At 68.1% G+C, this 24772-nt stretch carries 26 protein-coding genes; 14 read left to right on the top strand and 12 right to left on the bottom strand.

Annotated elements, in window-relative coordinates; all coding sequences use genetic code 11:
- Positions 1–35: 35 nt before the first annotated feature.
- Together P1L41_RS08810 and P1L41_RS08805 are read left to right on the top strand one after the other, a co-directional pair.
- Positions 36–215: a protein translocase SEC61 complex subunit gamma gene (locus P1L41_RS08810; protein ID WP_276295360.1), complete on the top strand. Its 180-nt coding sequence runs from the start codon at positions 36–38 to the stop codon at positions 213–215.
- A 4-nt stretch (positions 216–219) separates the two neighbouring features.
- The gene (locus P1L41_RS08805) at positions 220–657 is read left to right on the top strand and encodes a transcription elongation factor Spt5 (protein ID WP_276276843.1); all 438 of its coding nucleotides are present in this window, start codon (positions 220–222) and stop codon (positions 655–657) included.
- Between the two features lie 216 nt (positions 658–873).
- Here the strand turns inward: P1L41_RS08805 and P1L41_RS08800 are convergent, their stop codons facing one another.
- On the bottom strand, positions 874–1170 hold the full coding sequence (locus P1L41_RS08800) for a DUF7565 family protein (protein WP_276295359.1): 297 nt from the start codon (positions 1168–1170) through the stop codon (positions 874–876).
- 133 nt (positions 1171–1303) lie between these two features.
- Here P1L41_RS08800 and P1L41_RS08795 point away from each other — a divergent pair, with 133 nt between their 5' ends.
- Positions 1304–2065: a PHP-associated domain-containing protein gene (locus tag P1L41_RS08795; protein WP_276295358.1), complete on the top strand. Its 762-nt coding sequence runs from the start codon at positions 1304–1306 to the stop codon at positions 2063–2065.
- Here the strand turns inward: P1L41_RS08795 and P1L41_RS08790 are convergent.
- Both P1L41_RS08790 and P1L41_RS08785 read right to left on the bottom strand, forming a co-directional pair.
- The gene (locus P1L41_RS08790; RefSeq protein ID WP_276295357.1) at positions 2062–2568 is read right to left on the bottom strand and encodes a metal-dependent hydrolase; all 507 of its coding nucleotides are present in this window, start codon (positions 2566–2568) and stop codon (positions 2062–2064) included. The two genes, P1L41_RS08795 and P1L41_RS08790, sit on opposite strands and share 4 nt — an antisense overlap.
- Before the next feature lie 37 nt (positions 2569–2605).
- Complete coding sequence (locus tag P1L41_RS08785; RefSeq protein WP_276295356.1) at positions 2606–3118, bottom strand: CinA family protein; 513 nt, start codon at positions 3116–3118, stop codon at positions 2606–2608.
- Between the two features lie 85 nt (positions 3119–3203).
- Between P1L41_RS08785 and P1L41_RS08780 the strand changes: the two genes are divergently transcribed.
- Together P1L41_RS08780 and P1L41_RS08775 are read left to right on the top strand one after the other, a co-directional pair.
- A complete protein-coding gene (locus P1L41_RS08780; protein WP_276295355.1) occupies positions 3204–3347 on the top strand; it encodes a hypothetical protein in 144 nt (47 codons plus the stop codon).
- A 42-nt stretch (positions 3348–3389) separates the two neighbouring features.
- Positions 3390–4508 carry a pyridoxal phosphate-dependent aminotransferase gene (locus P1L41_RS08775; RefSeq protein WP_276295354.1) on the top strand — a complete coding sequence of 373 codons (1119 nt, stop codon included), beginning with the start codon at positions 3390–3392 and terminating at the stop codon, positions 4506–4508.
- 11 nt (positions 4509–4519) lie between these two features.
- On the opposite strand, the gene P1L41_RS08770 is transcribed toward P1L41_RS08775, so the two are convergent.
- Positions 4520–5302: an ABC transporter permease gene (locus P1L41_RS08770; RefSeq protein WP_276295353.1), complete on the bottom strand. Its 783-nt coding sequence runs from the start codon at positions 5300–5302 to the stop codon at positions 4520–4522.
- A complete protein-coding gene (locus P1L41_RS08765) occupies positions 5295–6284 on the bottom strand; it encodes an ABC transporter ATP-binding protein (protein WP_276295352.1) in 990 nt (329 codons plus the stop codon). Before P1L41_RS08765 ends, P1L41_RS08770 begins: the two co-directional genes overlap by 8 nt.
- A gap of 136 nt (positions 6285–6420) precedes the next feature.
- On the opposite strand from P1L41_RS08765, the gene P1L41_RS08760 reads away from it, so the two are divergent.
- From P1L41_RS08760 to P1L41_RS08750, 4 genes are all read left to right on the top strand, one after another.
- Positions 6421–7341 (top strand): sodium:calcium antiporter, encoded by a 921-nt coding sequence (locus P1L41_RS08760; protein ID WP_276295351.1) that lies wholly within the window; start codon positions 6421–6423, stop codon positions 7339–7341.
- A gap of 318 nt (positions 7342–7659) precedes the next feature.
- Positions 7660–10098 carry an ATP-dependent DNA helicase gene (locus tag P1L41_RS08755; protein WP_276295350.1) on the top strand — a complete coding sequence of 813 codons (2439 nt, stop codon included), beginning with the start codon at positions 7660–7662 and terminating at the stop codon, positions 10096–10098.
- An 85-nt stretch (positions 10099–10183) separates the two neighbouring features.
- Positions 10184–10345, top strand: a complete 162-nt coding sequence (locus P1L41_RS18625) for a DUF7563 family protein (protein ID WP_276276834.1) — start codon at positions 10184–10186, stop codon at positions 10343–10345.
- A 51-nt stretch (positions 10346–10396) separates the two neighbouring features.
- A complete protein-coding gene (locus P1L41_RS08750) occupies positions 10397–11461 on the top strand; it encodes an ArsA family ATPase (protein ID WP_276295349.1) in 1065 nt (354 codons plus the stop codon).
- Here P1L41_RS08750 and P1L41_RS08745 read toward each other — a convergent pair.
- From P1L41_RS08745 to P1L41_RS08725, 5 genes are all read right to left on the bottom strand, one after another.
- Entirely contained in the window at positions 11458–12774 is a 1317-nt protein-coding gene (locus tag P1L41_RS08745) for a glycerate kinase type-2 family protein (RefSeq protein WP_276295348.1), read from the bottom strand. The genes P1L41_RS08750 and P1L41_RS08745 overlap by 4 nt on opposite strands.
- A 3-nt stretch (positions 12775–12777) precedes the next feature.
- Entirely contained in the window at positions 12778–13596 is an 819-nt protein-coding gene (locus tag P1L41_RS08740; RefSeq protein WP_276295347.1) for an SDR family oxidoreductase, read from the bottom strand.
- Positions 13597–13653: 57 nt separating this feature from the next.
- Positions 13654–15219, bottom strand: coding sequence for a hypothetical protein (locus tag P1L41_RS08735; RefSeq protein ID WP_276295346.1), 1566 nt, complete (start codon positions 15217–15219; stop codon positions 13654–13656).
- Positions 15220–15432: 213 nt separating this feature from the next.
- Entirely contained in the window at positions 15433–16230 is a 798-nt protein-coding gene (locus P1L41_RS08730; protein ID WP_276295345.1) for an endonuclease V, read from the bottom strand.
- A gap of 3 nt (positions 16231–16233) precedes the next feature.
- Positions 16234–17172 carry a rhomboid family intramembrane serine protease gene (locus P1L41_RS08725; RefSeq protein WP_276295344.1) on the bottom strand — a complete coding sequence of 313 codons (939 nt, stop codon included), beginning with the start codon at positions 17170–17172 and terminating at the stop codon, positions 16234–16236.
- A gap of 112 nt (positions 17173–17284) precedes the next feature.
- On the opposite strand from P1L41_RS08725, the gene P1L41_RS08720 reads away from it, so the two are divergent.
- Complete coding sequence (locus P1L41_RS08720) at positions 17285–18322, top strand: zinc-dependent alcohol dehydrogenase family protein (RefSeq protein WP_276295343.1); 1038 nt, start codon at positions 17285–17287, stop codon at positions 18320–18322.
- A 6-nt stretch (positions 18323–18328) separates the two neighbouring features.
- On the opposite strand, the gene P1L41_RS08715 is transcribed toward P1L41_RS08720, so the two are convergent.
- Positions 18329–19255, bottom strand: a complete 927-nt coding sequence (locus tag P1L41_RS08715; protein ID WP_276295342.1) for a response regulator — start codon at positions 19253–19255, stop codon at positions 18329–18331.
- A gap of 391 nt (positions 19256–19646) precedes the next feature.
- Between P1L41_RS08715 and P1L41_RS08710 the strand changes: the two genes are divergently transcribed.
- A complete protein-coding gene (locus P1L41_RS08710) occupies positions 19647–19781 on the top strand; it encodes a DUF7503 family protein (protein ID WP_276295341.1) in 135 nt (44 codons plus the stop codon).
- Between the two features lie 81 nt (positions 19782–19862).
- On the opposite strand, the gene P1L41_RS08705 is transcribed toward P1L41_RS08710, so the two are convergent.
- Positions 19863–21938 carry a hypothetical protein gene (locus P1L41_RS08705; RefSeq protein ID WP_276295340.1) on the bottom strand — a complete coding sequence of 692 codons (2076 nt, stop codon included), beginning with the start codon at positions 21936–21938 and terminating at the stop codon, positions 19863–19865.
- Between the two features lie 181 nt (positions 21939–22119).
- Between P1L41_RS08705 and P1L41_RS08700 the strand changes: the two genes are divergently transcribed.
- Genes P1L41_RS08700 through P1L41_RS08690 form a run of 3 tightly spaced genes read left to right on the top strand, consistent with a single transcriptional unit; the run spans position 22120 to position 24770 of the window.
- Positions 22120–22572, top strand: coding sequence for a DUF5788 family protein (locus tag P1L41_RS08700; protein ID WP_276295339.1), 453 nt, complete (start codon positions 22120–22122; stop codon positions 22570–22572).
- A gap of 1 nt (position 22573) precedes the next feature.
- Positions 22574–24316, top strand: a complete 1743-nt coding sequence (polX, locus tag P1L41_RS08695) for a DNA polymerase/3'-5' exonuclease PolX (RefSeq protein ID WP_276295338.1) — start codon at positions 22574–22576, stop codon at positions 24314–24316.
- Positions 24309–24770: a Mut7-C RNAse domain-containing protein gene (locus P1L41_RS08690; RefSeq protein WP_276295337.1), complete on the top strand. Its 462-nt coding sequence runs from the start codon at positions 24309–24311 to the stop codon at positions 24768–24770. The genes polX and P1L41_RS08690 overlap by 8 nt, the downstream gene beginning before the upstream one ends.
- Positions 24771–24772 lie beyond the last annotated feature (2 nt).

The following is a 24772-nucleotide window of genomic DNA, read 5'->3' as shown; positions in this document are numbered from 1 at the left end:
CAATATAGAAAAGCCATCGGCGGATACGACCGGGTATGGACGTTCCGTTCGACCTCAACTCCTACGTACGCGTGCTCAAACTGGCGAGTACGCCGTCCTGGAACGAGTTCTCATCGATTGCGAAGATCGCCGGTGCTGGTATCGTGCTCGTCGGACTGCTCGGGTTCATCATCTTCGCCATAATGAGTTTCGTCCCTGGCGCAAAGCCGGTGTAAACAGATGGGCATCTACGCAGTCAAGACCACCGCGAGCCAGGAGCGCACCGTCGCCGACATGATAATCAACCGCGAGGAGCCGGACATCCACGCCGCGCTCGCGCCGGACTCGCTGACCAGTTACGTGATGGTCGAGGCCGACGACGCGGCCGTCTTCGACCGCATCCTGGACGAGATTCCCCACGCCAACGGCGTGGTCCAGGGCGAGTCCTCCATCGCGGAGGTCGAGCACTTCCTCTCGCCGAAACCGGACGTCGAGGGCATCGCCGAGGGGGACATCGTCGAGCTCATCGCCGGCCCGTTCAAGGGCGAGAAGGCGCAGGTCCAGCGCATCGACGAGGGCAAAGACCAGGTCACCGTCGAGCTGTACGAGGCGACGGTCCCGATTCCCGTGACGGTCCGTGGGGACCAGATACGGGTGCTGGATAGCGAGGAGCGCTGAGCGTAGCGAAGCGGTCCTCGGGAAGTTCGAACGGGGAGCGAAGCGAGCCGTGAGAACAGCGAGGACCGGTAGTTACTCGGAACAGGTGAACGGACGCGTAGCGCCCGTGAGAATAGCGAGGAGCGGTGAGCGGAGCGAAGCGCTCTTCACGTAGTTCGAGCAAGCCGCGAGAAAGGAGCTTCCTTCGATACGGTCCACCGGGGAGACGCGTGCCCCTCAGGCGCCGCCTTCGAGCCGCTCGATGACTTCACTCATGTTGGCCGTCTCCTCGACGGTTTCCTTGACCGTCTCGCGCCGGCGGACCTCGGCCGCGGAGGCGTCGTAGGCACGGACGTACTCGGCGCGCGAGTGTTCGTCGAAGGTGTGTTTGATGGCGAAGTAGCCGTCTGGAACGACGGTACCACACACCTTGCACTTGACCCGCTCGTGTTCGGTGGACTGGTGGATGATGAGCTCTTCGACGCGGTCGAACTGGTGGTCGTCTCCCTCGATAGCGCACTCCCAGCGTGGCATGTGGGCGGAAACAGGCCACGGGCCGATAAAAACGTTCGCCCCCAGGCATCCACTCTGAGTACACCCTGGACCGGTCGGCGTCCCGGCGGGACGAATGGAAATTACTAATGTACCGACGTGGCTAGCGGTGTGCGTGACGAGTGAGGGGTACGCAGTGGACCTGCACGTGAAGGTTCTCGACGAGGCGGTCGTCCGACGGGCCAAGGACCGGGGGCTGGACGCCATCGTATACGCGCCGCACTTCACGCGGTTGCCACAGATAGAGAAACGGGCGCGGCAGTTCTCCGACGACGAGCTGACCGTCGTCCCCGCCCGCGAGCTGTTCGCGAACTCCTGGCAGAAGCGACGCCACGTGCTCGCAGTCGGCCTCGACGAGCCAGTGCCCGACTTCCTGACGCTGTCGGCGACGATGGACGAACTCCGCCGGCAGGCGGCCGCCGTGCTGGTTCCCCATCCGGGCTTCCTGAGTGTGAGCCTCGGGCTGGACGAGATACGGCGCTACCAGGACACCATCGACGCCATCGAGGTGTACAACCCCAAGCACCTCCCGCACCACAATCGGCGGGCGCGGCGGTTCGCCAGCGAGACGGGACTGCCGACGTTCACGTCGTCGTACGCCCACCTGCGAAAGACCGTCGGCGAGGCGTGGGTGGAGTTCGAGCGGCCGCTCACAGGCGCCGGGGAAATCGTCGACGCACTCCGAGCGGGCGAGAAGCGGCGCGTCCTCCGCCGGGAGGGTGTCGGTCACCAGCTGCGCTGTGCGTTGGAGTTCGCGCACCTGGGCTACGAGAACACCTGGGAGAAGTTCGACCGGGTGATGCTCCAGGGGACGGCGGCGACGCACCCGGACCACGTCGCCTACGGGGGCGAGTTCGACGACGTGAAGGTGTACTAGGCGATGAGCGCGGTGTTCTCGGCGAGCAGTTGGGTCACCTCGGGCGGGAGGTACTGCGGGAGGACGTGGACGAGCAGCGCGATGGCGCCCAGCTCGACCACCGTGATAGCGACCGTGACGAGCTCGGCCCGCTTGTCTGACGTCGTGACGCCGGAGGGGAACCCGTACTCCCGGTCGGAGAGCGGGTAGAACAGGGCGATGCCGCGCCGCGAGCCAAGGTAATCGAGGACGTAGTGTGTCAGCACGCCCAGCCACACCCACTGGAGGTTGCCGGCGTGGTAGATGGGATGGGCCAGGAAGATGACGAGCACCGGCAGGTTGTGGAGCGTCTTCCGGTGTTTCCCGAAGGCCGTGTCCACGTCGGGGAAGAGCGCGCCGAGCACCACCGGGAGGAACACCTCAGCGATGGTCGCGAACGTCGTGACGTCGCCGGATGGGTCCAGGACGTAACCGAGGCCGATACTCAGCAACACCGCGTTCAGCACGTGCCCACGTTTGTTCATCCACCGGGGGGAAAGTACCGGGTCCCGAAAGGTGTTTTCACTCCTCGACTGCGGCCGCGAGCAGGTCCGCGAGGGCCTGTCGGGCAATCTGTGCCTTCACGTCGGTCCGCGACCCGTCGAACTCGTGGTGCGTGACGGTGGCCCACGAGTCACCGGACTCCCACGGCGCGGCGAAGGCGACGCCGATGTAGACCGTTCCCACTGGCGTCTCGGCGGTCCCACCGCCGGGACCTGCGACGCCGGTCGTCGCGACGCCCCAGTCGGTGCCGGCGGTGTCTCTGACGCCGCGCGCCATCTCGCGGGCGACCGGGTCGGAGACGGCACCGTGGGCGTCCAGCGATTCACGAGAGACGGCCAACAGCTCCTGTTTCGCCCGATTGGAGTAGGTCACCAGCGAGCGTTCGAAGTAGTCGCTCGACCCGGGGACGTCGGTGACGAGCGAGGCGACGAGCCCGCCGGTGCAGGACTCCGCGACGGCGACGGTCTCGTCGCGCTCCCGCAACGCGTCGCCCACCCGTTCCTCGACCGGCGTGTCGCTGTCAGCAGCCATACCGGCCGTTCGACCGTCGGGGGCAAAAGGGTTGAGTCGTGACAACCATGCAATAATATATCCGTCCACGGCCGTGACTGAGGGTATGGCGTATCAGACGACGCTCGGCTGGTCGCTGGTGGCTTCGGGCCTCGTGACGCTGCTCCTCGGCGTGTTACCGGGGTCGGATTTCCTGTGGGGCGTGCTCCTCGTAGGCCTCGGTGCTCTGACGCTGTACGTCAGGCAGTGACCCGAAGACAGAAAACCCGCCACACGCAAAGAGCCGGATACCATGGACTACGAGACGCCCCAGTTCTTCCGGGTGATACAGTACGCCCGGCGGGCCGACCGGGACGTCGTCGATATGGTCTCCGGGAACCCGGACTGGGACCCACCCGAGGGGCTCCGCGAGGGACTCCGCGAGTACGCCGACGCCGACGTCGATTCGTTCCAGTACCCGCCGAGTGTCGGGCTCCGACCGCTGCGTGAGGAAATCGCCACCCGCCGGAACGTCGACGTAGGCCGCGTGGTGGTGACCAACGGAGCGGGCGAGGCCAACCACCTCGCGATGAGCGGCGGGCTCGAACGGTTCTCCGGGTCCGAGATTATCCTGACCGACCCCGTCTACCCCTACTACGCTGGCCGTGTGAACTTCCTCGGCGCGGACATGACGCTCGTTCCCGTGGACAGCGACGGACCCCTCTGCCCCGCCGTGCTCCGCGAGGCCGCCAGCGACGAGACGGCCGTCATCGTCGTCAACTCGCCGAACAACCCCACCGGCGCGGTGTACGACGAGGACGCGATGGCCGAGTTCGCCGGCGTCGCCGAGGAGAACGACGCCCTGCTGGTCAGCGACGAAGTGTACGACCACTTCGACTACTCGGGCCGGTTCAGCTCGGCGCTGGAGCAGGACTCGCCGAACGTCGTCGCGACCAACTCGTTCTCGAAGTCGATGGCTATCACCGGCTTCCGGGTCGGCTATGCCGTCTTCCCGTCGGAGGACGGTCCGCACGGCGAACTGCTCGACCGGGCGCGGACCCGGCACATGCTGACGAACGTCACCGGAAGCCGGCCCGCGCAGTACGCCGTTCAGCGGGCGCTCGAGACGACGTCGCCCGACTACTACGCCGAGGCCCGCGAGCGGCTCGAATCGCGCATCGACACCTTCTGTGCGGCGTTGGCCGAATCCGGGGCGGAGTACGACCGCCCCGAGGGCGGCTTCTACGTCATGGCCAGGTTCCCGGAGTTCCCCGGCACGTTCGAGAACGTCTACGAACTCGTCGACGAAGCCGGCGTCGCGGGGATGCCCGGCGAGGCGTTCGGCGAGTCGCGGGCCGACTGGATTCGCTTCGCGCTGGTGACGCCGCGGGTCGAGGAGGCGGCGACGCGGCTGGTCGAGCACTTCGGGTGAGTCACGAGCCGTCAGACAGCTTCGACTCGACGGAACAGCGCCGCGCCGACGGCGATGGTGAGCACCGCCGCGACGACCATCGCGCCGAAGTCGACGAGGAGCGCACGTTCGGAGAACCCGACCAACGCCCCGCGCAGGCCGTCGACGCCGTACGTGAGCGGGTTGAGGTAGCCGACGATGCGAACCGGGAGCGGCAGGTTCGACAGCGGGAAGAACGCCCCGGAGAGGAAGGCCAGCGGGAACAGCGCAAAGTTGATGATGAGGTTGTACCCCTGCGTATCCTTGAACTGGGAGGCCATCGCCAGCCCCAGCCCGATGAACGTCGCGGCGATGAGCACGAGGAAGGCGACGGCGACGACGACGCCCCACAGCGAGACCGGGCGAAAGCCCAGCGGGATTGCGAGGACGAGGATGAGCAGCGCCTGGAGCAGCGTCGTCGTCGCACCGCCGGCGATGCGCCCGACGACGACCGCGGTTCGACTCACCGGTGCGACCAGAATCTCCTTGAGGAACCCGACCTCGCGGTCCGAGAGGACGGCTAGCCCGGTGAAGGAGGCCGAGAACAGCATCGTGAACCCGAGGATGCCGGGCACGAGGTACTCCAGATAGGAGACCGACGACGGAATCGCGCCGAAGCGTGCGTCGCTGAACCCGAACCCGAAGAACACGAGGATGAAGAAGGGGCCCAGCAGCAGGCCGACGACGCGGCTCTTGGCCCGCCAGAACCTGACGATATCGCGTTTCCAGAGCCCGTAGACGGCGATGGCGTCACCGCCGAGACGGCCGTCAGTCATCGTCGTCCTCCCCGGCGACCGGCGAGATGGGGGTCCCGCTGGCTCCCGCCTCGGCCTCGTCGACCGTCCGACCGGTCAGCGTGAGGAAGACGCGTTCGAGCGTCGGCCGGTCCACAGAGACCGTCGAGATGGCGCTCACCTCGCTGGCGGCGGTGACGAGCGCCGCGACACGTCGTTCCCCGTCGTCGACCCCGACGGTGATATCGTCGTCCGTCGTGGTCACCGACCGAATCCAGGGCGTGTTCCGGAAGGCACTCGCGACGGCGTCGGGATCGTCGGTCCCCAGCCGGACCACGTCGCCGCCGAGGTCGGCTTTCAGCGCGTCGGGCGTATCGAGTGCGACCACGTTCCCGTCGTCGACGATGGCCACCCGGTCACAGAGCGCGTCGGCCTCCTCCATGTAGTGGGTCGTCAGGACGACGGTGACGCCGGCCTCCCGGTTCAGGCGGGCGACGTACTCACGGACGGTCTTTCGGGTGCCTGCGTCGAGGCCGACGGTCGGTTCGTCGAGGAAGAGGACGGCCGGTTCGTGGAGCAACCCGCGGGCGAGTTCGAGCCGGCGGGCCATCCCGCCGGAGTACTCGCCGACTGGCTTGTCGCGGTCGTCGGCGAGGTCGACCAGGTCAAGGACCGTCTCGATGCGTTCGCGTCGATAGTCGCCACGGAGGCCGTACAGCCGGCCGTGGAACCGGAGGTTCTCGATACCGGTGAGCTCCTCGTCAAGCGCCGGCTCCTGGAAGACCACGCCGATGCTCGCCCGGACGGCGCCCGGGTCCGTGCGGACGTCGTGCCCGGCGACGCGAGCGGTCCCGTCGCTGGGCCGGAGGAGGGTACAGAGCGTGTTGACGAGCGTCGACTTGCCGGCCCCGTTCGGCCCGAGCAGGCCGAGTATCTCGCCCTCGGCGACCGAGAACGAGACCCCGTCGACGGCGACCAGGTCGCCGTAGCGCCGCGTGAGCCCGTCGACCTCGATTGCGTGCATTCGTTCGGGTAACGGGCCGGACGGGCTTGAGGGATTCGTCGCCCAGCGGGATTCGAGTTCGGTCGACTGCGATGGTGACGGTGGAACCTGTCTCTGGAGTAATACTTTACTCCCCGCCGCGAGTCGTTCCCGACAGATGCTCGTCGAGATCGTACTGTTCCTCGCCGGCCTCGCTGGCCTCGTCTTCGGGGCCGACCGAGCCGTCACGTCGGCCGGCGACCTCGCGCTGTACTACGGCGTCTCACCCTTCTTCATCGGGGTGACACTCATCTCGGTCGGAACCTCTGTCCCGGAGATGGTCACGTCCATCTACGCCTCCTATTACGGCGCGGGCGACCTCGTGGTGGGCAACATCGTCGGTTCGGAGACGACCCAGATCACGCTCGCCATCGCCGTCGTCGCGTTCATCGCCCCCTTCGTCGTCGAGCGGCGCAACGTCCTCATCTACGGCTCGGCGATGATTCTGGCGATGATAATCATGATTCTGACGCTCGACGACGGCATCATCAACCGCTCGGAGGGACTCCTGATGATGCTCGCGTACGTCCAGTTCATCTATACCCTGTACACGAACGAGGGTGGCACGGAAATCACAGAGGAGGTAATCGAGGAGCCCCGGACGCCCGAACAGACGTTCCCGTGGATCGCCGGCGGGCTGGTGCTCGTGGTCGTGGGCGGCCAGCTGATGGTCACCAACGGCGTCGCGCTCGCCCAACTGGTCGGGCTCCCTCAGTACCTCATCGGACTGCTGACTGGGCTGGGAACGACGCTGCCCGAGATCGTCATCGCCGGCATCGCCGCCGCCGAGGGGCGGAGTGGTATCTCTGTCGGGTCCATCCTGGGGAGCAACATCACCGACCCGGTGTTCTCGCTCGGTATCGGGGCCGTCTTCTTCGACGTCGTGCTCGCCGACCCCGGCGCGGTCCAGCCGTCGCTCCTGTACATGCTCGGCGTCTCCATCTTCGTCCTCGGCCTGTTCTACTGGCGGCGGGGCATCGACCGTCCGGCCGCAGTGGTCTGTCTCCTGCTGTACTTCCCGTCGTTCTTCCTGTTGTAACGACCTGATTCCGTGGATTCCGCCGATTACCCGTCCACAAGACAGCGCCAGGGCAACAACCGACCGGGCGGGACTGAAAGGGGCCGGTCGCTCGCTGGCTGCTACTCGCTGTCGTCCGAAAATCAAGGATTTTCGTAATCACGAAAGACCGGCGGTCTTTCGAACGACGCGCTTCCCTCGCTCACTCCGTTCGCTCAGTCCAGTGCTTGCGTCGTTTCGCTCAGCGAGCGACCAGGGGCTTGCTGGCTGGTTTCAAATCTAGCGGAATCGACTAGCGAATCCGGCGGTTCAAATACCAAGCCGCCCAACCCTGTCTCGATGCGAGATTCGGCCCAGACCGGCGACGAGGCGTGGCGCTCGTACTTCGGCTTCGAAGAGCCCTACGAGAACCAGGCCGACGCCGTCGAACGGGCCATCGAGGCGGGGAAGTCGCGGGGGTTCCTCGCGATGGAGGGGCCCTGCGGGACGGGCAAGACGATGGCCGCGCTCACCGCCGCGGCGACGCTGGTCAAGGATACCGACCTCTACGACCGCCTGCTGGTCGTCACACCCGTCAAACAGCAGCTCGACCAGTTCGTCGACGACCTGCGGACGCTGAACGCCGGCCTCGAGGACCCGCTTTCCGGCATCGCACTCGTCGGCAAGCGCGACCTCTGCCCGTACGGGCGCGAGGGACTGTTCCCCGACGACGCGAGCACGCACGAGCGCTGTGAGGACCTCCGGGAGGCGACGGCCCGACTCGTCGAGGACGACGGGCGGTCGAGCAGCGCCGCCGTCGCCGAGACGGCCATCCAGAACGAGGTCGAGGACGAGGACCAGTGGTGGGACCCCCGCAAGGCCCAGGACCTCGCGGCAGCCGCCCGGCCAGACGCCGTCGAGCAGGCCACGCTCGGCGAAGACAGCCTGGAGACAGCCGGGGTGGCCTCGCCCTACCGACCCAGCCAGCCGACCGCCCCGGAGTCCATGGCCGAGAGCGACGACCCGCCGCTGTACTGTCCCTTCGAGGCCGACTGGTACGCCCGCGACAAGGGGTCACCGGTCGACTTCACCGTCGGCGAGCACACCGTCGCGACCATCGACGAGTACCTCCCGGCGGCCGTCGAGCGGGGCACCTGCCCCCATCGGGTGATGGGCGTGCTGCTGGACGAGGCGGACGTCGTCGTCGGCAACTACAACCACCTGTTCGACCCCGGCTCGCGGCCGCTGCTGTCCTCGGTGCTGGACGACCGGACCTTCGTCGTGGTCGACGAGGCCCACCGGCTCGAAGGGCGGGTTCGGGACCTGCTCTCGGACAGGGTGGGCCGACAGACGCTCACGCAGGCCCGCAACGACTGCAACCTGCTGGTCCAGCGCGCCCAGCAGAGCAGCGACCACAAGGCACAGGTCCGGGAGATACTGTCGGCCCGAGAGGTGCCACTGGAGGCCGTCGACCACGCCAGGAAGTTCTACGAGGACGTGCGCCGGTGGCTGGACGACCGCATCGAGTCACACCTCGACGCCGAGCACGAGGGGTGGCGCGCCGACCCGAGCGTCCTCCCCGAACACGACCGGGAGATACCACTGCGTGACCCCGATACGGTCGAGCAGGACGAGCTGACAGAGTGGGCCGAACAGCAGGGGTACGACGGCCAGCTGTGGCGGTCGCTCGCGAAAATCGGTGCCGCCGTCGAGGACGCTATCGACCAGCTGGGCCTCAACCGCCAGCCGGTGTGTGCCGCCGTCGGCGTCGTCGCCGGCCAGTGGTGGGAGCGCGACCACTCGACGTTCCTCCGCGAGATAGCGCTCGAGCACTCGCCAGCGGACGGGCGCCACGTCGACGCCGACTACCAGGCTGTGTACACGCCAGGCCTCCTCTGTTACAACTGCATGCCTGCGAGGGCGCTCGAGGAGGTGTTCGACGAGCTGGGTGGCGGGGTCCTGATGAGCGCCACGCTCGAACCGCTGGACGTCTTCACCCGCGTCTCCGGTCTCGAGGCGCTAGGCGAGCAGTCGGGCGACGACGAACCGGGCCGCCCAGTTCGCTCGGCCACGTACGACCTCCCCTTCCCGCCGGCGAACCGGGCCTCCTACCTGGTCGACGCGCGCCCCTTCACCGCCCGGAATCGGGGCGACCCGGAGGCGATGAAGCCACTGGGCGAGCACTGGAACCCGACGCGCGACGAGTACGCACAGGCCCTGCGGGCGCTCGCGCGCTCGCCGGGCAACGTCATGCTCGCCATGCCGAACTACCGAGAGGCGCGGTGGGCCGGGGCCTACCTCGAGGACGCCGTCGAGAAATCCGTCGTCGTCGACGAGGCCTCCAGCAACGAGGAGACCGACCGGCGCAAGCGGCGGTTCTTCCGCGGCGAGGGGAAGGTGCTCGTCACCTCCACGCGGGGGACGCTGACCGAGGGCGTCGACTACGACGGCGCGAAGCTCTCGACCTGCGCGGTCGTCGGGGTCCCGCTAGTGAACATCGGGTCGCCCCGAATCAGGGCCGTTCAGCGGGCCTACGGCGACGCCTTCGGCGAGGACAACGCCTTCGAGTACGCGCTGACGGTGCCGGCGGTCCGCCGCGCCCGGCAGGCCATCGGCCGCGTCATCCGCGGCGTCGACGAGGTGGGCGTCCGCGCGTTCGTCGGCCGGCGCTACACGCCCAACGCGCGCCACTCGGTGTACCCGTACCTCCCCGAGGGCGAACGCGAGGAGTTCACGACGATGACACCGGAGTTCCTCGCGGGACAGCTCGACCGGTTCTGGTCGACCCACGGCGGCTAGGTCCACGATACAACGGGTGTCGAGGTACCGGTTCATTTCGTGGGCAACAAAAGACATTTATCCGACTAATTACCTTTATCTGAGGATGCCCGAGTGCCAGAACTGCGGAAATTTCGTCACAGAGCAGTACGTACGGGTTTTTACGCCAGAAGCAGTCGAGTCCCAGGGCCCGAGGGTCTGCCCGAACTGCGAAGATAAACTACGCGACGGTGCGGACGTTCGCGAGGCGCGCTCCTCGCGCCAGTAGCGGGCGACGTTTTCGAGAAGTACTCAAGGCCGGCGGTTCGTAGCCTCGGCTATGACCGAACTCGACGTCGAGGCAGTCGACCAGGTGACGACGCCGGACGGCATCGACGCACCCGACTACGTGCTCTACGGCGGGAAGGGCGGCGTCGGGAAGACGACGTGTGCGGCCGCGACGGCGCTCGCGTCGGCCCGCGACGGGACAGAGACGCTCGTCGTCTCGACGGACCCCGCCCACTCGCTGTCCGACACGCTCGAAGCGAACATCGGCGCGACGCCGACCCGTATCCGCGAGGACGTCCCGCTGTTCGCCGCGGAGATCGACCCCGAGGCGGCCATGGGCGACGGCCCCCTCGGGATGGAGGAGGGCGCGCTCGGCGGCCTCGGCGAGATGCTCGGCGGCGAGGGGATGCCGGGTGGCCCCGGGGGAGACGACCCGGTCGGCGGCGAGGACGGCCTGCTCGGCGGGTCGATGCCCGGGGCCGACGAGGCCGCGGCGATGCGCCTCCTGCTCCAGTACGTCGACGACGACCGGTTCGACCGTGTCGTCATCGACACCGCACCGACCGGCCACACGCTCCGGCTGCTGGAACTGCCCGAGACGATGGACTCGATGGTCGGGAAGATCCTCCAGTTGCGCGAGCGGTTCTCGGGGATGCTCGGGAACCTCACCGGGATGTTCGGCGACGACGGGGACGTCGACCCCGAGGCGGGTATCGAGGACCTCCAGGAGCTGAGCGACCGCATCGAGCACCTGCGGGCGATACTGCGTGACCCCACGAAGACCGACTTCCGGGTCGTGATGGTGCCCGAAGAGCTCTCCGTCGTGGAGTCGGAGCGCCTGCTCGACCAGCTCGAGGCGTTCGGCATCCCGGTCGGGACCATCGTCGTCAACCGGCTGATGCAGGACCCCAAAGAGATTCTGGGCGAAGACGTCGACATCGAGGGGCCGAACCACGCCGACTGCTCGTTCTGTGCCCGCCGCTGGGACGTCCAACAGGAGGCGCTGCGCCGCTCGCAGGACCTCTTCCGTGGTCACGAGGTCCGGCGGGTACCGCTGCTGGCCGAGGAGGTGCACGGCGAGCGGCTGCTGTCGGTGGTCGCGGCCTGTCTCGACTAGTCGACCACCAGCACGCGCAGGTCGTTGACGTTCGTCCCGGTCCGACCGGTGACGATACGGGCGTCCCGGTCTCCCAGGTAGCCGCCGGCGTCGTTGTCGTCGAGCGCGTCCCGAGCGGCGGCCACGTCAGTGACAGTCTCGCTGTCGACGAGTGCGCCAGCGGCATCGCTCGCACCGTCGCGGCCGTCGGTGTCCACGGCGGCGAGGACGGCCCCTGCCGGCAGGTCGATGGCGCCCGCGAGCGCGAACTCCTGGTTCGGCCCTCCCTCGCCGTCCCCCCGGACCGTGACGGTCAGTTCGCCGCCCGAGAGAACGACTGCGGGCGGGTCGACCGGGTTGCCAGTCGCTACCAGCTCCTCAGCGACCGCGAGGTGGGTCAGGCCGACCTCCCGTGCCTCGCCGCGCAGGCGCGAGGAGAGCACCAGCGTCTCGTAGCCGTGGTCCGCTGCCGTCGAGCGGGCCGCTTCAAGCGCGGTCCAGGCGTCCGCGAGGACGTGCGTCGAGACGCGGTCGAACGCCGGGTCACCCGCCGAGGGCGTCTCGGCTTCGTCCCCGTCGACGCCGGCCTGGAGGTGGTCGCGGACCGCGGGCGCGTCGATGTCGTACCGGTCCAGGACCGCCAGCGCGTCGGCGAACGTCGTCCCGTCGGGCACCGTCGGCCCGCTGGCGATGACCGAGAGGTCGTCGCCGACCACGTCGGAGAAGACGAGCGTCGCCACCGTGGCGGGCGCGGCCGCCGCCGCGAGTCGCCCACCTTTGAGCCGCGAACAGTGCTTCCGGACGGTGTTTATCTCGTCGATGGTCGCGCCCGAGGCCAGCAGTGCGTCGGTGACCGATTGGAGTGCTTCGAGGCCGATGGCCTCGACCGGTGCGGGGAGCAGCGCGCTCCCGCCGCCCGTGATAACGGCGAGGACGAGCGTCGACGCGTCGGCGGCCCAGGCTTCGTCGAGCACCGCGTCGGCCCCCTCGACGCCTCGCTGGCTGGGGACCGGGTGGTCGCCCTCGCGGACGGTCACCCGGTCGCTGGCCTCGGGGTCGTCGGTGACGACCACGCCGCCCGTCAGCGCGTCGCCGAGGACGGCCTCGAGTTCGCCCGCGACCTGTGCGGCGGCCTTCCCGCCGCCCAGGACGACGACGCGCTCGAAGGCGTCCAGGTCGTAGACGGCGTCGTCGATGCGGAGCTGGCTGCCCGTGCGCTGAACCGCCGCGCCGACCACGGTCCGCGGGTGTGCGGCCTCGATACCGGCCTCGATACAGTCGAGAGCGCACTCGTGGGCCGGCGACCGCGCGAGTGCGTCGGATTCTCGAATCATGGGTCAGGCGAACTTCCGGACGATGCCGACGGCGGCGTCACGCCAGCGGGGCGGGAGGAACCGCGCGAGCAACAGGACGCGGGCCGCCTCGCCGACGGGATACCGCGGGCGCGGGTCGCTGGCGTTCGCCGCGTCCCGAATCGTCAGCGCCACCGCTTCGGGCGTGACGGCGAAGGCGTCGGTGACGCCCGAAAGGCGCGCGTCGTCTGCGGCCTCGTAGAGCCAGTCGTAGGCCCCCGTCGCGCCCGTCGCCTCGCGTTCGTCGACGGCCCGGTCCTCGAACCCGGAGGCGACCGGCCCGGGCTCGACGAGCACCACGTCGACGTCGTACTGGGCTACTTCGGCCCGCAGGGCGTCGCTCAGCCCCTCCATCGCGTGTTTGGAGGCGGCGTAGACGCCCTGACTCGGGAAGGCGAGCTTCCCGGCGACGTCGGAGAGGTTGACGATGGTCCCGTCCTCGCGGGCTCGCATGTGCGGGAGGACCTCGCGAATCAGTCGATGCGGGCCGTAGAGGTTGACGTCGAACTGGTCGTCGAGGGCCTCGGTCGAGACGTCCTCGACGGCGCCGAACTGGCCGTAGCCGGCGTTGTTCACGAGACAGTCGACGCGCCGTTCCGCCTCGATTAGGTCCTCGACGACACGCTCGCACTCACGGGCGTTCGTCACGTCGAGTTCGGCCGTCACGCACCCGTCGGGGAGGGCCGACAGGTCCGACTCGTCGCGTGCGGTCGCCCAGACCGTCCAGTCGTCGGCCAGGAATGCCTCGGCAGTCGCTCGCCCGATTCCGGAGGACGCGCCCGTTATCAGCACCGTCTTCGCCATGTGTCGTCTGGGCGAACACACCCCGGGCAGTTATACTGTTTGCTGTCAGCCAGCGGGTCAGTCCGACTCGACGGTGATGGTCGTCGAGTCGGTGTCGTCGCCGGTGGTGACGGTGAACGTGTACTCGCCCGGCGGAAGGCCGGCGGTGTCGAAGGTCTCGAAATCGACGAAGGACAGCTCGTCGGGCTCCAGGTCGACGCGCAGGTCGCGTCGGAACAGGGACGCAGCATCACTGGTCAGCGTGGTCCGAACCTGTCGCGTGCCGGCGGCCTCGCCCTCGTTGCGGACGAGTCCCTGCAACCGCAGGTCGACACCAAGGGCGACCGACACGTCCGACTCGACGATCTGAATCTGGACGTCGGCGTCGTCTTCGTCTGCGCTAGCCGACGTGGTCGCGAAGTCGGCTGGTTCGCCGTCGACTCGGACTGTCGCCGGACCGACGACCGAGCACGCGGTCACGTCGCCGGTGTACCGGTACTGGTCCCGTTCGCCGCTGCCGACGCTGCCAGTCACCGTCGCCCCGTCCCGGTCTCGGGGGAACGGTGCGTCCCGGTCGTCGCCGTAATCGAGGTCGCCGCTCACCGAGAACTCGTAGAACGCCTGGTCCTCACCGGTGCTCTCGACGACGAGGTCGTGTATCGCGGCCTCGTCGTCCGACGGCCGGGGGACCAGGTCAGCGTCGAACACCGAGAGGTCGAGTCGGTCGTCACCGAACACCGAGAGGTCGAGTCGGTCGTCGCCGACGGACACGACGGCTGGCCCCTCGGTCCGGAAGTCGGTGAGCTCGCCGGTGAAGGTGAAGGTGTCCTCGCTATCCCCGTCGACAGCACCTCTGGCCCGTGCGCCCTCGATGAACTCGGGATGTGCCGGGTCGTCCTCCTCGCCGGGGCGGCCGTACGAGAGGGTCCCGCCAACCTCGAACTCGTAGAAGACGCGGTCGCCGTCGTCACTCTCGATGGTCATCGTCTGTCGGATGCCGGTCTCTTCGACGCTCGCATCCTCGACGCGGTGGAAGTAGTACGGGGCGGTCGAGCGGACGGCACCGTTCTCGTCGACCAGCAGGACGAACACGCGACAGTAGTCACAGAACGTGTCGACTGACACTGTGGCCGTGTCCTCCTCGCCCTCGACCGACGTCGACCCGAGGTAGGCGTCACCGCCCCGTAGGAACCAGACGGTCCGGTGGAGGTCGCCGTCGGGGTCGCTCGTCGCTATCGTCAGGTCGATTGCGGTGCTCTCGTCGGAGTACGTGACCTCCTGTGCGGCGGTGGGGCGGTCCAGGACCGGCGGCCGACTCCCGCCGTCCTCGACGGTGACCGTCCACGTCACCGAGTCGGTCTCCTCGCCGGACTCGTCGAGTAGCAGTGCCGTCACGTCGTACGCCCCCGCCGAGTCGAACGTCTGTTGCAGGAAGTCCATCCCGTTGTGCAGGTACTCGTCGTGGAGCGGGCCGACGTCGGTGACGTCACGGCCGTCGACGGTCCAGCGTGTCTCGACGCCGCCGTCGACGTACTCCGGGACGGCGATTTCGAACAACACCTCCGTCTCGGGGGCGACGGTCGCCGACCCGTTGACGGGCGTGATTCGCCGTGCGCTCGTCTCTGTCTCGTGGTCGTATGCCATTGAATGTCCTCGTCGGCCCTCAGCTACCGCTGGCCCGACCAGCCACGCAGCCGTCGACGTACCGGGCGGTCAGGCGCCACTGGGGCACGTGGTGTCACGACCGTCGCGCTGTCGGACCAGCGGGGTGACCATCGGTGGGTGGGACAGCGTCGAGCGGCATAGTTAGTCGCTGCTTGTCGAGCGGAGGGGGCTCTGGCGGTCGTCTGGCTGCTTTCAGGTCGATTCGACAGCGTCCTTCGCAGCGTCGGCCGCGCGGTCCGCGAGTCGGGTAGGCTCGGGCAACTTGTAGTCCGTGACCGTCGCCGCGACGACGTCGGCAGCGGTCGCAGCGCTCACTCGATGACCGGGACTCACGATGAGGGGATTGATGTGCCGGTTCGGCGAGTCGTACTGGCGGGTCTGGACGGCGTAGCCGATGAGCGTCCCGTCGGGCGCCGTCTCGACGTCGGCGTCCGCTTCGATGCCGATTCGCTCGCCGACGGGGAGTTTCCGGTCCAGCGAGGCCCGCGGGGCCCCACAGAGGAGGTTCTTCGCGACGCCGACCGTCGGCACGTCCAGCGCGACGCCGATATGCGTCGCCAGCCCGGCCTCGCGGTAGTGGATACGGCCGCTGCCGTCGACGAGGACGACGTCCGGGCTGGACGTCAGTTTCTCGAACGCCGCGAGGATGACCCCGCCCTCGCGGAAGGCGAGGAGTCCGGGGATGTACGGAACGGTGACTGGTTCCACGGCCGTCACTTCGTCGACGACCTCGCCGTCCCGCAGGACGACGACCGCCGAGACGGCCCGGTCGCCGACGAACGCCTGGTCGACGCCGGCGACGAGCGGGGTCGCGTCTGTAGTCCCGGCGTCGCCAAGCGTCCGCTGGTCGCTGTCGATTCGGAGCGACGCGACGTCGAACGAGATGTCGTCCTCGAAGACGGCCGCCTCGGCGATGTCGCGCTGGAGCGCCGCCATCTCGTCGCGAGCGAGCGACGGGTCGGGGACGAACTCGGGGCGAACAATCTCCATCGGTCAGGGGCGACGCCGGCCGGGGCCGCCGGGGCCGCCGGGGCCACCCGGTCCGCCCGGGCCGCGACCGAACTGGAGACTCTGTGGGACCCGCGCCCGGCTCTTGACCTTGTTCCCGTACCAGAGCCCGATCGCCAGGCCGATGAGGTGGGCCGTGTGGGCGATATCGCCGCCGAGCAGGCCGGCCCCAAGCGGCGAGAGCGACCCGAAGATGCTCGCAAACAGGTAGAATCCGGTGATGGCCCAGATGGGGACCGGGATGAGGAAGTAGAGGTAGACCCGGAGTTCAGGGTTCAGCACCGTCAGGAAGGCGAGGATGGCCAGCGCGGCCCCGCTGGCCCCGAGGACGCCGTAGGCGCTCCCCTGGGCGAACTGCAGTGCTATCTGGCCGAGCCCCGCGAGCATCCCCGAGGCGAGGAAGAATATCGTGAACCGCTTCGAGCCGAGCTGGCGCTCGACGATCTGGCCGAAGAAGTAGATGACGATGCCGTTCCCGAGGATGTGGAAGAACCCGCTGGGGTCGTGGGCGAAGACGGAAGTCACCCACGTCCAGACGTACTGCGGGTTGTTCGGGTGCAGGACGAAGATGTCCCGGAACGTCCCGAAACCGAACAGCTCGATCACGATTTGTTCGGCGACGAACGTGATTACCATGGCCGCCAGGAAGACGTAGGTCATGTTCCCCCGGAAGTAGCCGAAGAGGCCCCCCGGCCCGGTGTCCAGTCCCACCCGGTCGGCCAGTCCACCGGAGTTCGTGGACTGGCTCGTCGTCACGCTGTCGTCGAACCCGCTGTCGAACACGCCGCCGGGGTCGTCCCAGTTGTCGAGCCCCGGACAGTCGTGTGCCTCCGGCAGCCGGTGTTCGGCACAGTACGTCCCGCCACAGTGCCCACACTGGTATGGCATGCTTTCTGACTTGCCACACACGTCGCACTTCGCCATTGTCCGAATGTAGAGGTGACGGGCCAAAGGGATTGTGTTTGTGCGGGTCCGAGCGGCGACCGAGTGGCGCGAAGTGCCGTGTTTTTGTGGTCCCGCCCCGAACGACCGAGCGATGCAAGCGACTGTCTACCACGGGACACGAGACGTCCGGGTCGAATCGGTCCCCGACCCGGAGATCGAGGAACCGACGGACGCCGTCGTCCGGATAACCCACACCGCCGTCTGTGGCTCTGACCTGTGGTTCTACCGCGGCGAGCGCGACTACGAGGAGGGGTGGCGGACCGGCCACGAGCCGATGGGAATCGTCGAGGCAGTGGGCGACGAGGTCAGGTCCGTCGAACCCGGCGACCGCGTCCTCTCGCCGTTCGCCATCAGCTGCGGGGAGTGCGAGTACTGCCGGAAGGGCATCCACACCTCCTGTGTCGAGGACGAGGGCTGGGCGGGCGACCACGACGGGGCGCAAGGCGAGAAGGTCCGGGCACCGTTCGCCGACGGGACGCTGGTCAAGGTGCCGGACCGCCACGCCGACGACGAGGACATGCTGGAGGCGCTGCTCCCGCTGACCGACGTGCTGTGTACCGGCCACCACGCGGCGGTGAGCGCCGGCGTCGAGCAGGGGAGTACCTGTGCCGTGGTCGGCGACGGTGCGGTCGGCCTCTGTGGGGTGCTCGCTGCTCAGCGCCTCGGCGCGAACCGCATCGTCGCCGTGGGGCACCACGAGGACCGCCTCGCCCTGGCCGAGGAGTTCGGCGCGACCGACGTGGTCTCCAGTCGCGGCGAGGCGGCCGTCGAGGAAGTCGAGGCGCTGACTGCCGGCGGCGTGGACCACGTCATGGAGTGTGTCGGGGCACAGTCCGCGATGGAGACGGCCGTCGACGTCTGCCGACCCGGCGGGACCGTCGGCTACGTCGGCGTCCCCCACGGCATCCAGGACGGCGACCTGGTGTACTCGCTGTTCGGTGACAACATCACGCTCGCCGGCGGCGTCGCGCCCGTCCGTGCCTACGTCGAGGACTTGATGTCCGACGTCCTGCAGGGCGTGCTCGACCCCTCGCCGGTGTTCACGAAGACCGTCGACCTCGAGGGTGTCCCCGAGGGCTACCGCGCGATGGACGAGCGAGAAGAGATCAAGGTGATGGTCAAACTCTGAGGGCCGTCACTCGTCGTCCAGTTCCCGGACGACGCAGATCCAGGCCGGGTCGCCGTCGTACTCGATGGTCCCGCCGGAGATTTCGATGGTCCGCGATTCGCCGTCCGCGCGGACAACCGGACAGTCGGTCTCGAACGAGTCCGCCCGTTCTCCGTCGGGCGCGCCGAGCTGCTCCAGAAGGTCTGTCTGGTCGGCAGCGACGACGAACGAGGGGGGCTGGCCGACGAGCTCGTCCTGCCCGTACCCGAGAATCTCGGCGAGTTTCTGGTTGACGTAGACGAACTCGCCACCCTGGACGATACAGACCCCGGTCAGTTCCTGTTCGACCAGGCGCTGGTACCACGAGAGGGCGCTCCAGAACTGCTGTTCGGTCCGATACTGCTCGACGGCGTTTTTCACCCGGTTCGCGAGCACCTCGTACGTGTCGGTGCCGGTCCCCTTCTGCATGTAGTCGGTGGCGCCGGCCGCGATGGCCTCGCTCGCGATCTCCTCGCTTCCCTTCCCTGTAAAGAGGATAAAGGGCAGGTCCGGGTGCTGGTCGCGAACGAGCTCGAGCAGCTCGAGCCCGTCGGTGTTCGGCATCTGGTAGTCGCTGACGATGCAGTCGACGTCGCCTTCGCGGACGTGGCCGAGTGCCGCGACGGCGCTCGTCTCGGTGACGACGGTCAGGTCCTCGTCGATGCGTTCCAGGAACATACCGACCGTCTCTCCGAGGTCCGGGTCGTCGTCGACGTGCAGGACGCGGATCTGTCGCTCCTCGCGCAGTTTCGCGAGCGGGACGGGTACCTCGATGCGACTGTCGGCGGACGGGTCCGCGGACTCCGTCCGCAACAGGGGCGCACTGTTGTCGGCCGCCCGCAGACTGCCACGCAGGACGGTCCGCGAGAGTCGGACCGTCTCCCCGTCGAAGTTGCGGAGTTGGTCCGTAGTCATAGTACCACCCCGTGCTCGCGTGACGAACTCGACGCGGCAACGCTCCCATCCGACCCGTGAGTCCGCTGCCGAGATACCCCCGGTTCGTCCGCGAAGTGAGTGCTTGCAAGTCCCATCTGTCGGTTATTCTTGCCAATGATTGTGGAGGGAGTTACAAAACGATACTGGTAGGTCGCACGGGAATCGCCACCACCTCGCCCTCTGCCGACGCAGACGGGGCGTCAGTCACCGGTCGGGACAGGGTGCACGAATCGCTCGCGAGACCGGTTCTCGTCCCCTAATGGCAAGCGGGCTCGGAAATCGCAGTTATTCGCTACTTAATATAAGTTAAAATATGTAGGTTACAATCAAAAATATTTAATTTCCCATCTCCCGACAGTCAGGGTGTACCATGTCAGATAGTACAATGGCGAAGTACCTCGCAGAGCACCCACGAATGGCCGGCGTCCTGTTCACCGTCCTCCTGCTGCTGATGCAGGCCGGGAACGCGGCGGCAGCGAACAACGCGGCTATCAGCGGTCCATAGAACGAGAGCGAACGACGAGCGTTTCGCAGCGCGGATTTTTCCGGCCGATACCTGAAACGGTAAGCAGCGCGCCCACACCGCTCAGAGAACGTCGTCCAGTTCCATCGAGCTGCTCCAGTGTAGCTCGTCGTCGATGCGGACCGGGACCTCCTCCAGGGAGAGGAACCGCGTGAGTTCGGGTTCCGAGACGTGGAAGGTGTCGATACTCCCCGAGCTGAGGTAGTACGTTTCGTTGGCCTCCAGGAACGGCATGAAGATGGTTCCGAGCCCGCGGTCGTCCGTCGAGTACGTCCGAATCTCCACGTCGAACCCGTCGCCGACCGGGGTGACGTCCAGGAGGTTCGGCGCGCCGCCCGCCGTCTGCGTGACCGTTATCCCCCCGTCCCCGACCACGATGTACTGGCCGCCCATGACGCTCTGCTCGCGTGCGACGGTGAGCGCCGCCCGGAGCGGGAAGCCACCGTTGAGCAAGCGTGCGATGGTCTCGCCGATGTGGACCGCGCGCTCGTTGATGACCTCGTTGAGCGTGACGATACCGCCGATGGCGCCCTGTTCGACGAGGGCCAGCCCCTGGTGGTAGGAGTTGCAGGCGTTCAGGAGGAACGTGTCGACGCCGACCGAATCGAGGGTCGTCACGTCGAGTTTGCCGTCGCTGCAGGTGAATCCGTCCCTGTCCGTGTGGCCGATGTAGTGGAAGAAGTCACACCGGCCGGTGAGGACGTCGGTCAGCTCCGCTGTCGTCAGGTTCTGGTGAGCGGTGACGTCGAACGGGAGGTCCGACCGGGTCCCGTAGACGGCGTCGACGAGTTCCCGTTCCGCGTCCATCCGGGCGTCGTTCTGGACGACGGCGATCGAGATATCCTCCTCGGTGTTCTCGCGGTTCAGGCGGTTCAGGAACGCCTCGACGGTGAGTTTGCTCGCCCCGATAGGGATGCTCTCGCCGATCCAGGCCTGTTCGAGGGTCCCCTCGGACGTCGGTTCGACGTACTCGCTGGCCGTCGCGCCGTCGCTGGCGCTCGCCGAGCGAGTGATGACGTCGTCGCGGGTGAACTCGGCCTCGACCTCCGCGGGCACCGTCGCCTGCGTCCGCTGGTGGTGGTCGTGGGTCCGGACGACCGCCAGGTCGTCGACGACGAAGGGGAGTTGCTCGGCGTTCCCCGCCGTGGGTTCGACGTGGGCCGTCAGTCGCCACTCGGGGATGTGGTCCTCGATGAGGTCGTACGGGACCTCGAGGTACGCCGCCACCTGCTCGGCGAGCGGTCGGTCGTAGAGGGTCGCGAAGTCGAGGTCGACGTAGGGTTCGACAGCGGTTCGCTCGTGCAGGTCTATCTCGTAGTATCCCTCGGTTCGGGTCACGCAGTCGAGGAAGAACAGCTGTTTCAGCGTCCGCTCGACCGCAGACTCGAAGCCGCGCGGCGAGTCGAGCGCGTACTCGAACCCGGTGTCGGTCGTCAGCCGCGGCGTCGACGCCGGGACCAACCGCGCGCCCAGGTAGTAGGCCAGCGGCGCCGCGACGAACACGGACGCGAGGCGCGGCGGGAGTTCCATCGTGACTCCCGTGTCCGGCCGCTCGACGCTCGACGGGATGGACAGCGAGTCGCCCAGTTCGAGCGCCGGCGGGTGGCCCCTGAGCGTCGGGTACGACCGCTCCGGGTCGGTCGTCTTCAGCGCCGACCCGAACGTCTCGACGGCCGCCATCAGGTCGCGGGGGTCCGACGTCGTCGTGACCGTCGCGGCCGGTCGGTCGTGGCGGGAGCGGGCGCCGATTCTGACCTCGGTCGGCTCGTCGAACTCGATGCGTGTCCGGTCGATGTCGACGCTGACCTCGAATCCAGACCGGACGCGCAGGTAGGTCTTGATGCGGGTACAGAGGTCGAGGCTGTACTCGCCGTCGGGGAGGGACCGACTGTCGAACTGCGTGACCTCGGCGACCGTCGCCCCCTCGGCGTCGCGGACGTAGACGGGAACGACCGTCGGGAGGACGATGGCCTCGGTCCGAATCGACACTGCGGCGCCGACCGGGAACCGGAACGAATCCGCGGCGGTCGGGTGCGGGTCGACCGCCTCGGGGGTTAAGATGCGGTAGCGCTGTCGCTCGACGCGGTCGATGACTGCCAGCCCCGACTCGTCGTCGAGCGGGTCGAATGTGAGCGTCATGGAGAGCGGATAGCGGGCGGTCGACCCTGTCTTGTCTCAGACCCACGTGAGAGGAAATCAAAAAGATACCGGCGGGCTCGGATCAGGGCGACTGGAAGTCCGTGATGCTCGCGTCCCGGTACTGGCGGCGAGAGGTCACCGAGCGAAGCGAGTAAGAGCCCCCAGACCGAACGAACGGGTAGTGAGAGAGTTCGAGCGCAAACGACTGCTGGAGCGCATCGAACGGGAGGGCGCGACAGTGGGTGCCGCGATTCCCGACAGCATCATCGTCCAGGGTGAGGAGATCGAACTCCAGTCGTTCGTCTTCGAGATAAAGCGGCGGGACACGATTCCGCCGGGCGAACGCGAGCGCGTCGAGCAGGCGAAGACGAACCTCCGCAGAGAGCGCCTCCAGCGCAAGCAACGCATCGAGAACGGCGAGGTGAGCTACGAGGAGGGCCAGACGCTGGCCGACGCCGTCATCGGCATCGACCGGGCGCTGAACGCGCTCGAACAGCTCGGCCCGGCGGACCTCGAGGCCGAACAGCGGGCCCAGCAGACCGCCGACCAGAAGCGCTGGATGAAGTTCCTGCGCAAGGCGCTGGGCCACGAGGACGCGGATTCCGGTACGGGTCGTGCCGGACGGAGTCTCTAGCATGAGCCGGAACGACGAAGTCGCGACGGAGCTCGAAGCGTTCGCCGACCTGCTGGACGCGCAGGGCGTCGAGTACAAGCCCCGGACGTACCGCCGGGCAGCCGAGAACGTCCGGGACCACCCGGCGGCCGTCGAGGACTTAGCGAGAGAGGGGGCCGACGCAGTCGGCGAGATAGAAGGCGTCGGCGACGCGATATCGGCGAAGATCGTCGAGTACGTCGAGACGGGTGCCATCGGGGAACTGGAGGACCTCCGCGAGGAGCTGCCCGTCGACATGACCGGGCTGACCGCCGTCGAGGGCGTCGGCCCGAAGACCGTCGGGAAACTGTACGAGGAGCTGGGTATCACGACACTCGACGAGCTGGAAGCCGCGGCCGAAGCCGGCGAGATTCAGGACGTCAAGGGCTTCGGTGCGAAGACCGAGCAGAACATCCTCGACAACGTCGACTTCGCCCGCGAGGCCCACGAGCGCGCACTGCTCGGGGAGGCCAGGCCCTACGGCGAGGAGGTCCGCGCGTTCCTCGACGACGTCCCGGCCGTCGAGCGGTGTGCACTGGGCGGGTCGCTCCGCCGGTGGCGGCCGACCATCGGCGACGTGGACGTCCTCGTCGGGAGCACCGACGGCGACGCCGTGGTCGACGCCTTCACCGACTGGGGGGCCGGCGACACCGTCATCGAGGCCGGCGAGACGAAAGCCAGCGTCCGTGCCGGCGGGGTACGCGTCGACCTCCGGGTGGTCGTCCCCGAGGAGTTCGGGGCTGCCCTCCAGTACTTCACGGGGAGCAAGGACCACAACGTCGCCGTGCGGAACCGCGCCATCGACCGGGGCCTGAAAGTCAACGAGTACGGCGTCTTCGACGTCTCCGAAGTCGAGGAGGAGTCGGACGGTCAGCGTGCCGGCGAGCGAATCGCGGGCGAGACCGAAGCGGGCGTCTACGAGGCCCTGGAGATGGCGTGGATGCCCCCGGAGCTACGCGAGAACCGTGGCGAGGTCGCGGCCGCGGCGAGCGGGGACCTGCCGGACCTCCTCGAAGAAGGGGAGATTCGCGGCGACCTACACGTCCACACCGACTGGTCCGACGGCGGGTACACGGTCGCCGAGATGGTCGAGGGGGCCGCCGAGTTCGGCCACGACTACCTCGCAATCAGTGACCACGCGACGGGGCCGGGGATGGTCGGTGGCGTCGGCGTACCGGACGACGAACTGCGCGAGCAACTCGAGGCGGTCCGGGCGGTCGCCGAGGATGCCCCAATCGACGTGTTCACCGGCGTCGAGGCGAACATCGCCGAGGACGGCACTATCTCGGTCGCCGACGACCTGCTCGCCGACCTCGACGTGGTGGTCGCCTCCCCGCACGCCGCGCTGGACGGCGACGGCACCGACCGCCTGGTCGCGGCCGCGGAACACCCGGACGTGAACATCGTCGGCCACCCGACAGGGCGGTTCCTCAACCGGCGACCCGGCCTCGACGTCGACGTCGAGCGACTCGCCGCGGCGGCCGCCGAGCACGGCACCGCCCTCGAGGTGAACGCCAGCCCGGCCCGCCTGGACCTCACCGGTGGCGCGGTCAAACGTGCCATCGAGGCCGGGGCCACCATCGCCATCAACACCGACGCGCACAGCCCGAGCAACTTCGAGCAGGTGCGCTACGGCGTCCACACGGCCCGTCGGGGGTGGGCCGAGGCAGCCGACGTGCTGAACACGCGCGACGCCCAGGAAGTCCGTGAGTTCCTCGATGGCTGAAGCCCCGGGCGACCCGCTCTTGCTCGACGCGATGCTCGGGAAGCTCGCGACCTACCTGCGGCTGTGTGGCTACGACGCCGCGTACGCGCTGGACCGCGACGCCGAGGGCGACGAGGACATGCTGGCACTGGCCCATACTGAGGGACGGCGTGTCGTCACCCGCGACCGGCAGCTGGCCCAGCGAGCGCCCGACGCGGTGTTACTGACCGAACGCGAGGTGACCGACCAGCTGCGCGAGCTCGCAGCCGCCGGCTTCTCGCTCTCGGTGACCGACGAACCGCAGTACTGCGGGACCTGCAACGCGCCGCTGGAGCGCGTCGACCGGACCGAGCCGACGCCGGAGTACGCCCCCGACCCGACCGAGACGTCCGTGTGGCGATGTCGCGACTGCGGCCAGCACTTCTGGAAGGGGAGCCACTGGGACTCGGTCGTCGAGACGGTCGACTCCCTGTAGCC

Source organism: Haloarcula ordinaria, from assembly GCF_029338275.1.
GTDB classification, from domain to species: Archaea; Halobacteriota; Halobacteria; order Halobacteriales; family Haloarculaceae; genus Haloarcula; species Haloarcula ordinaria.
Note: the sequence above shows the minus strand (reverse complement) of the source record. Positions and strands in the feature narration are given on the sequence as shown.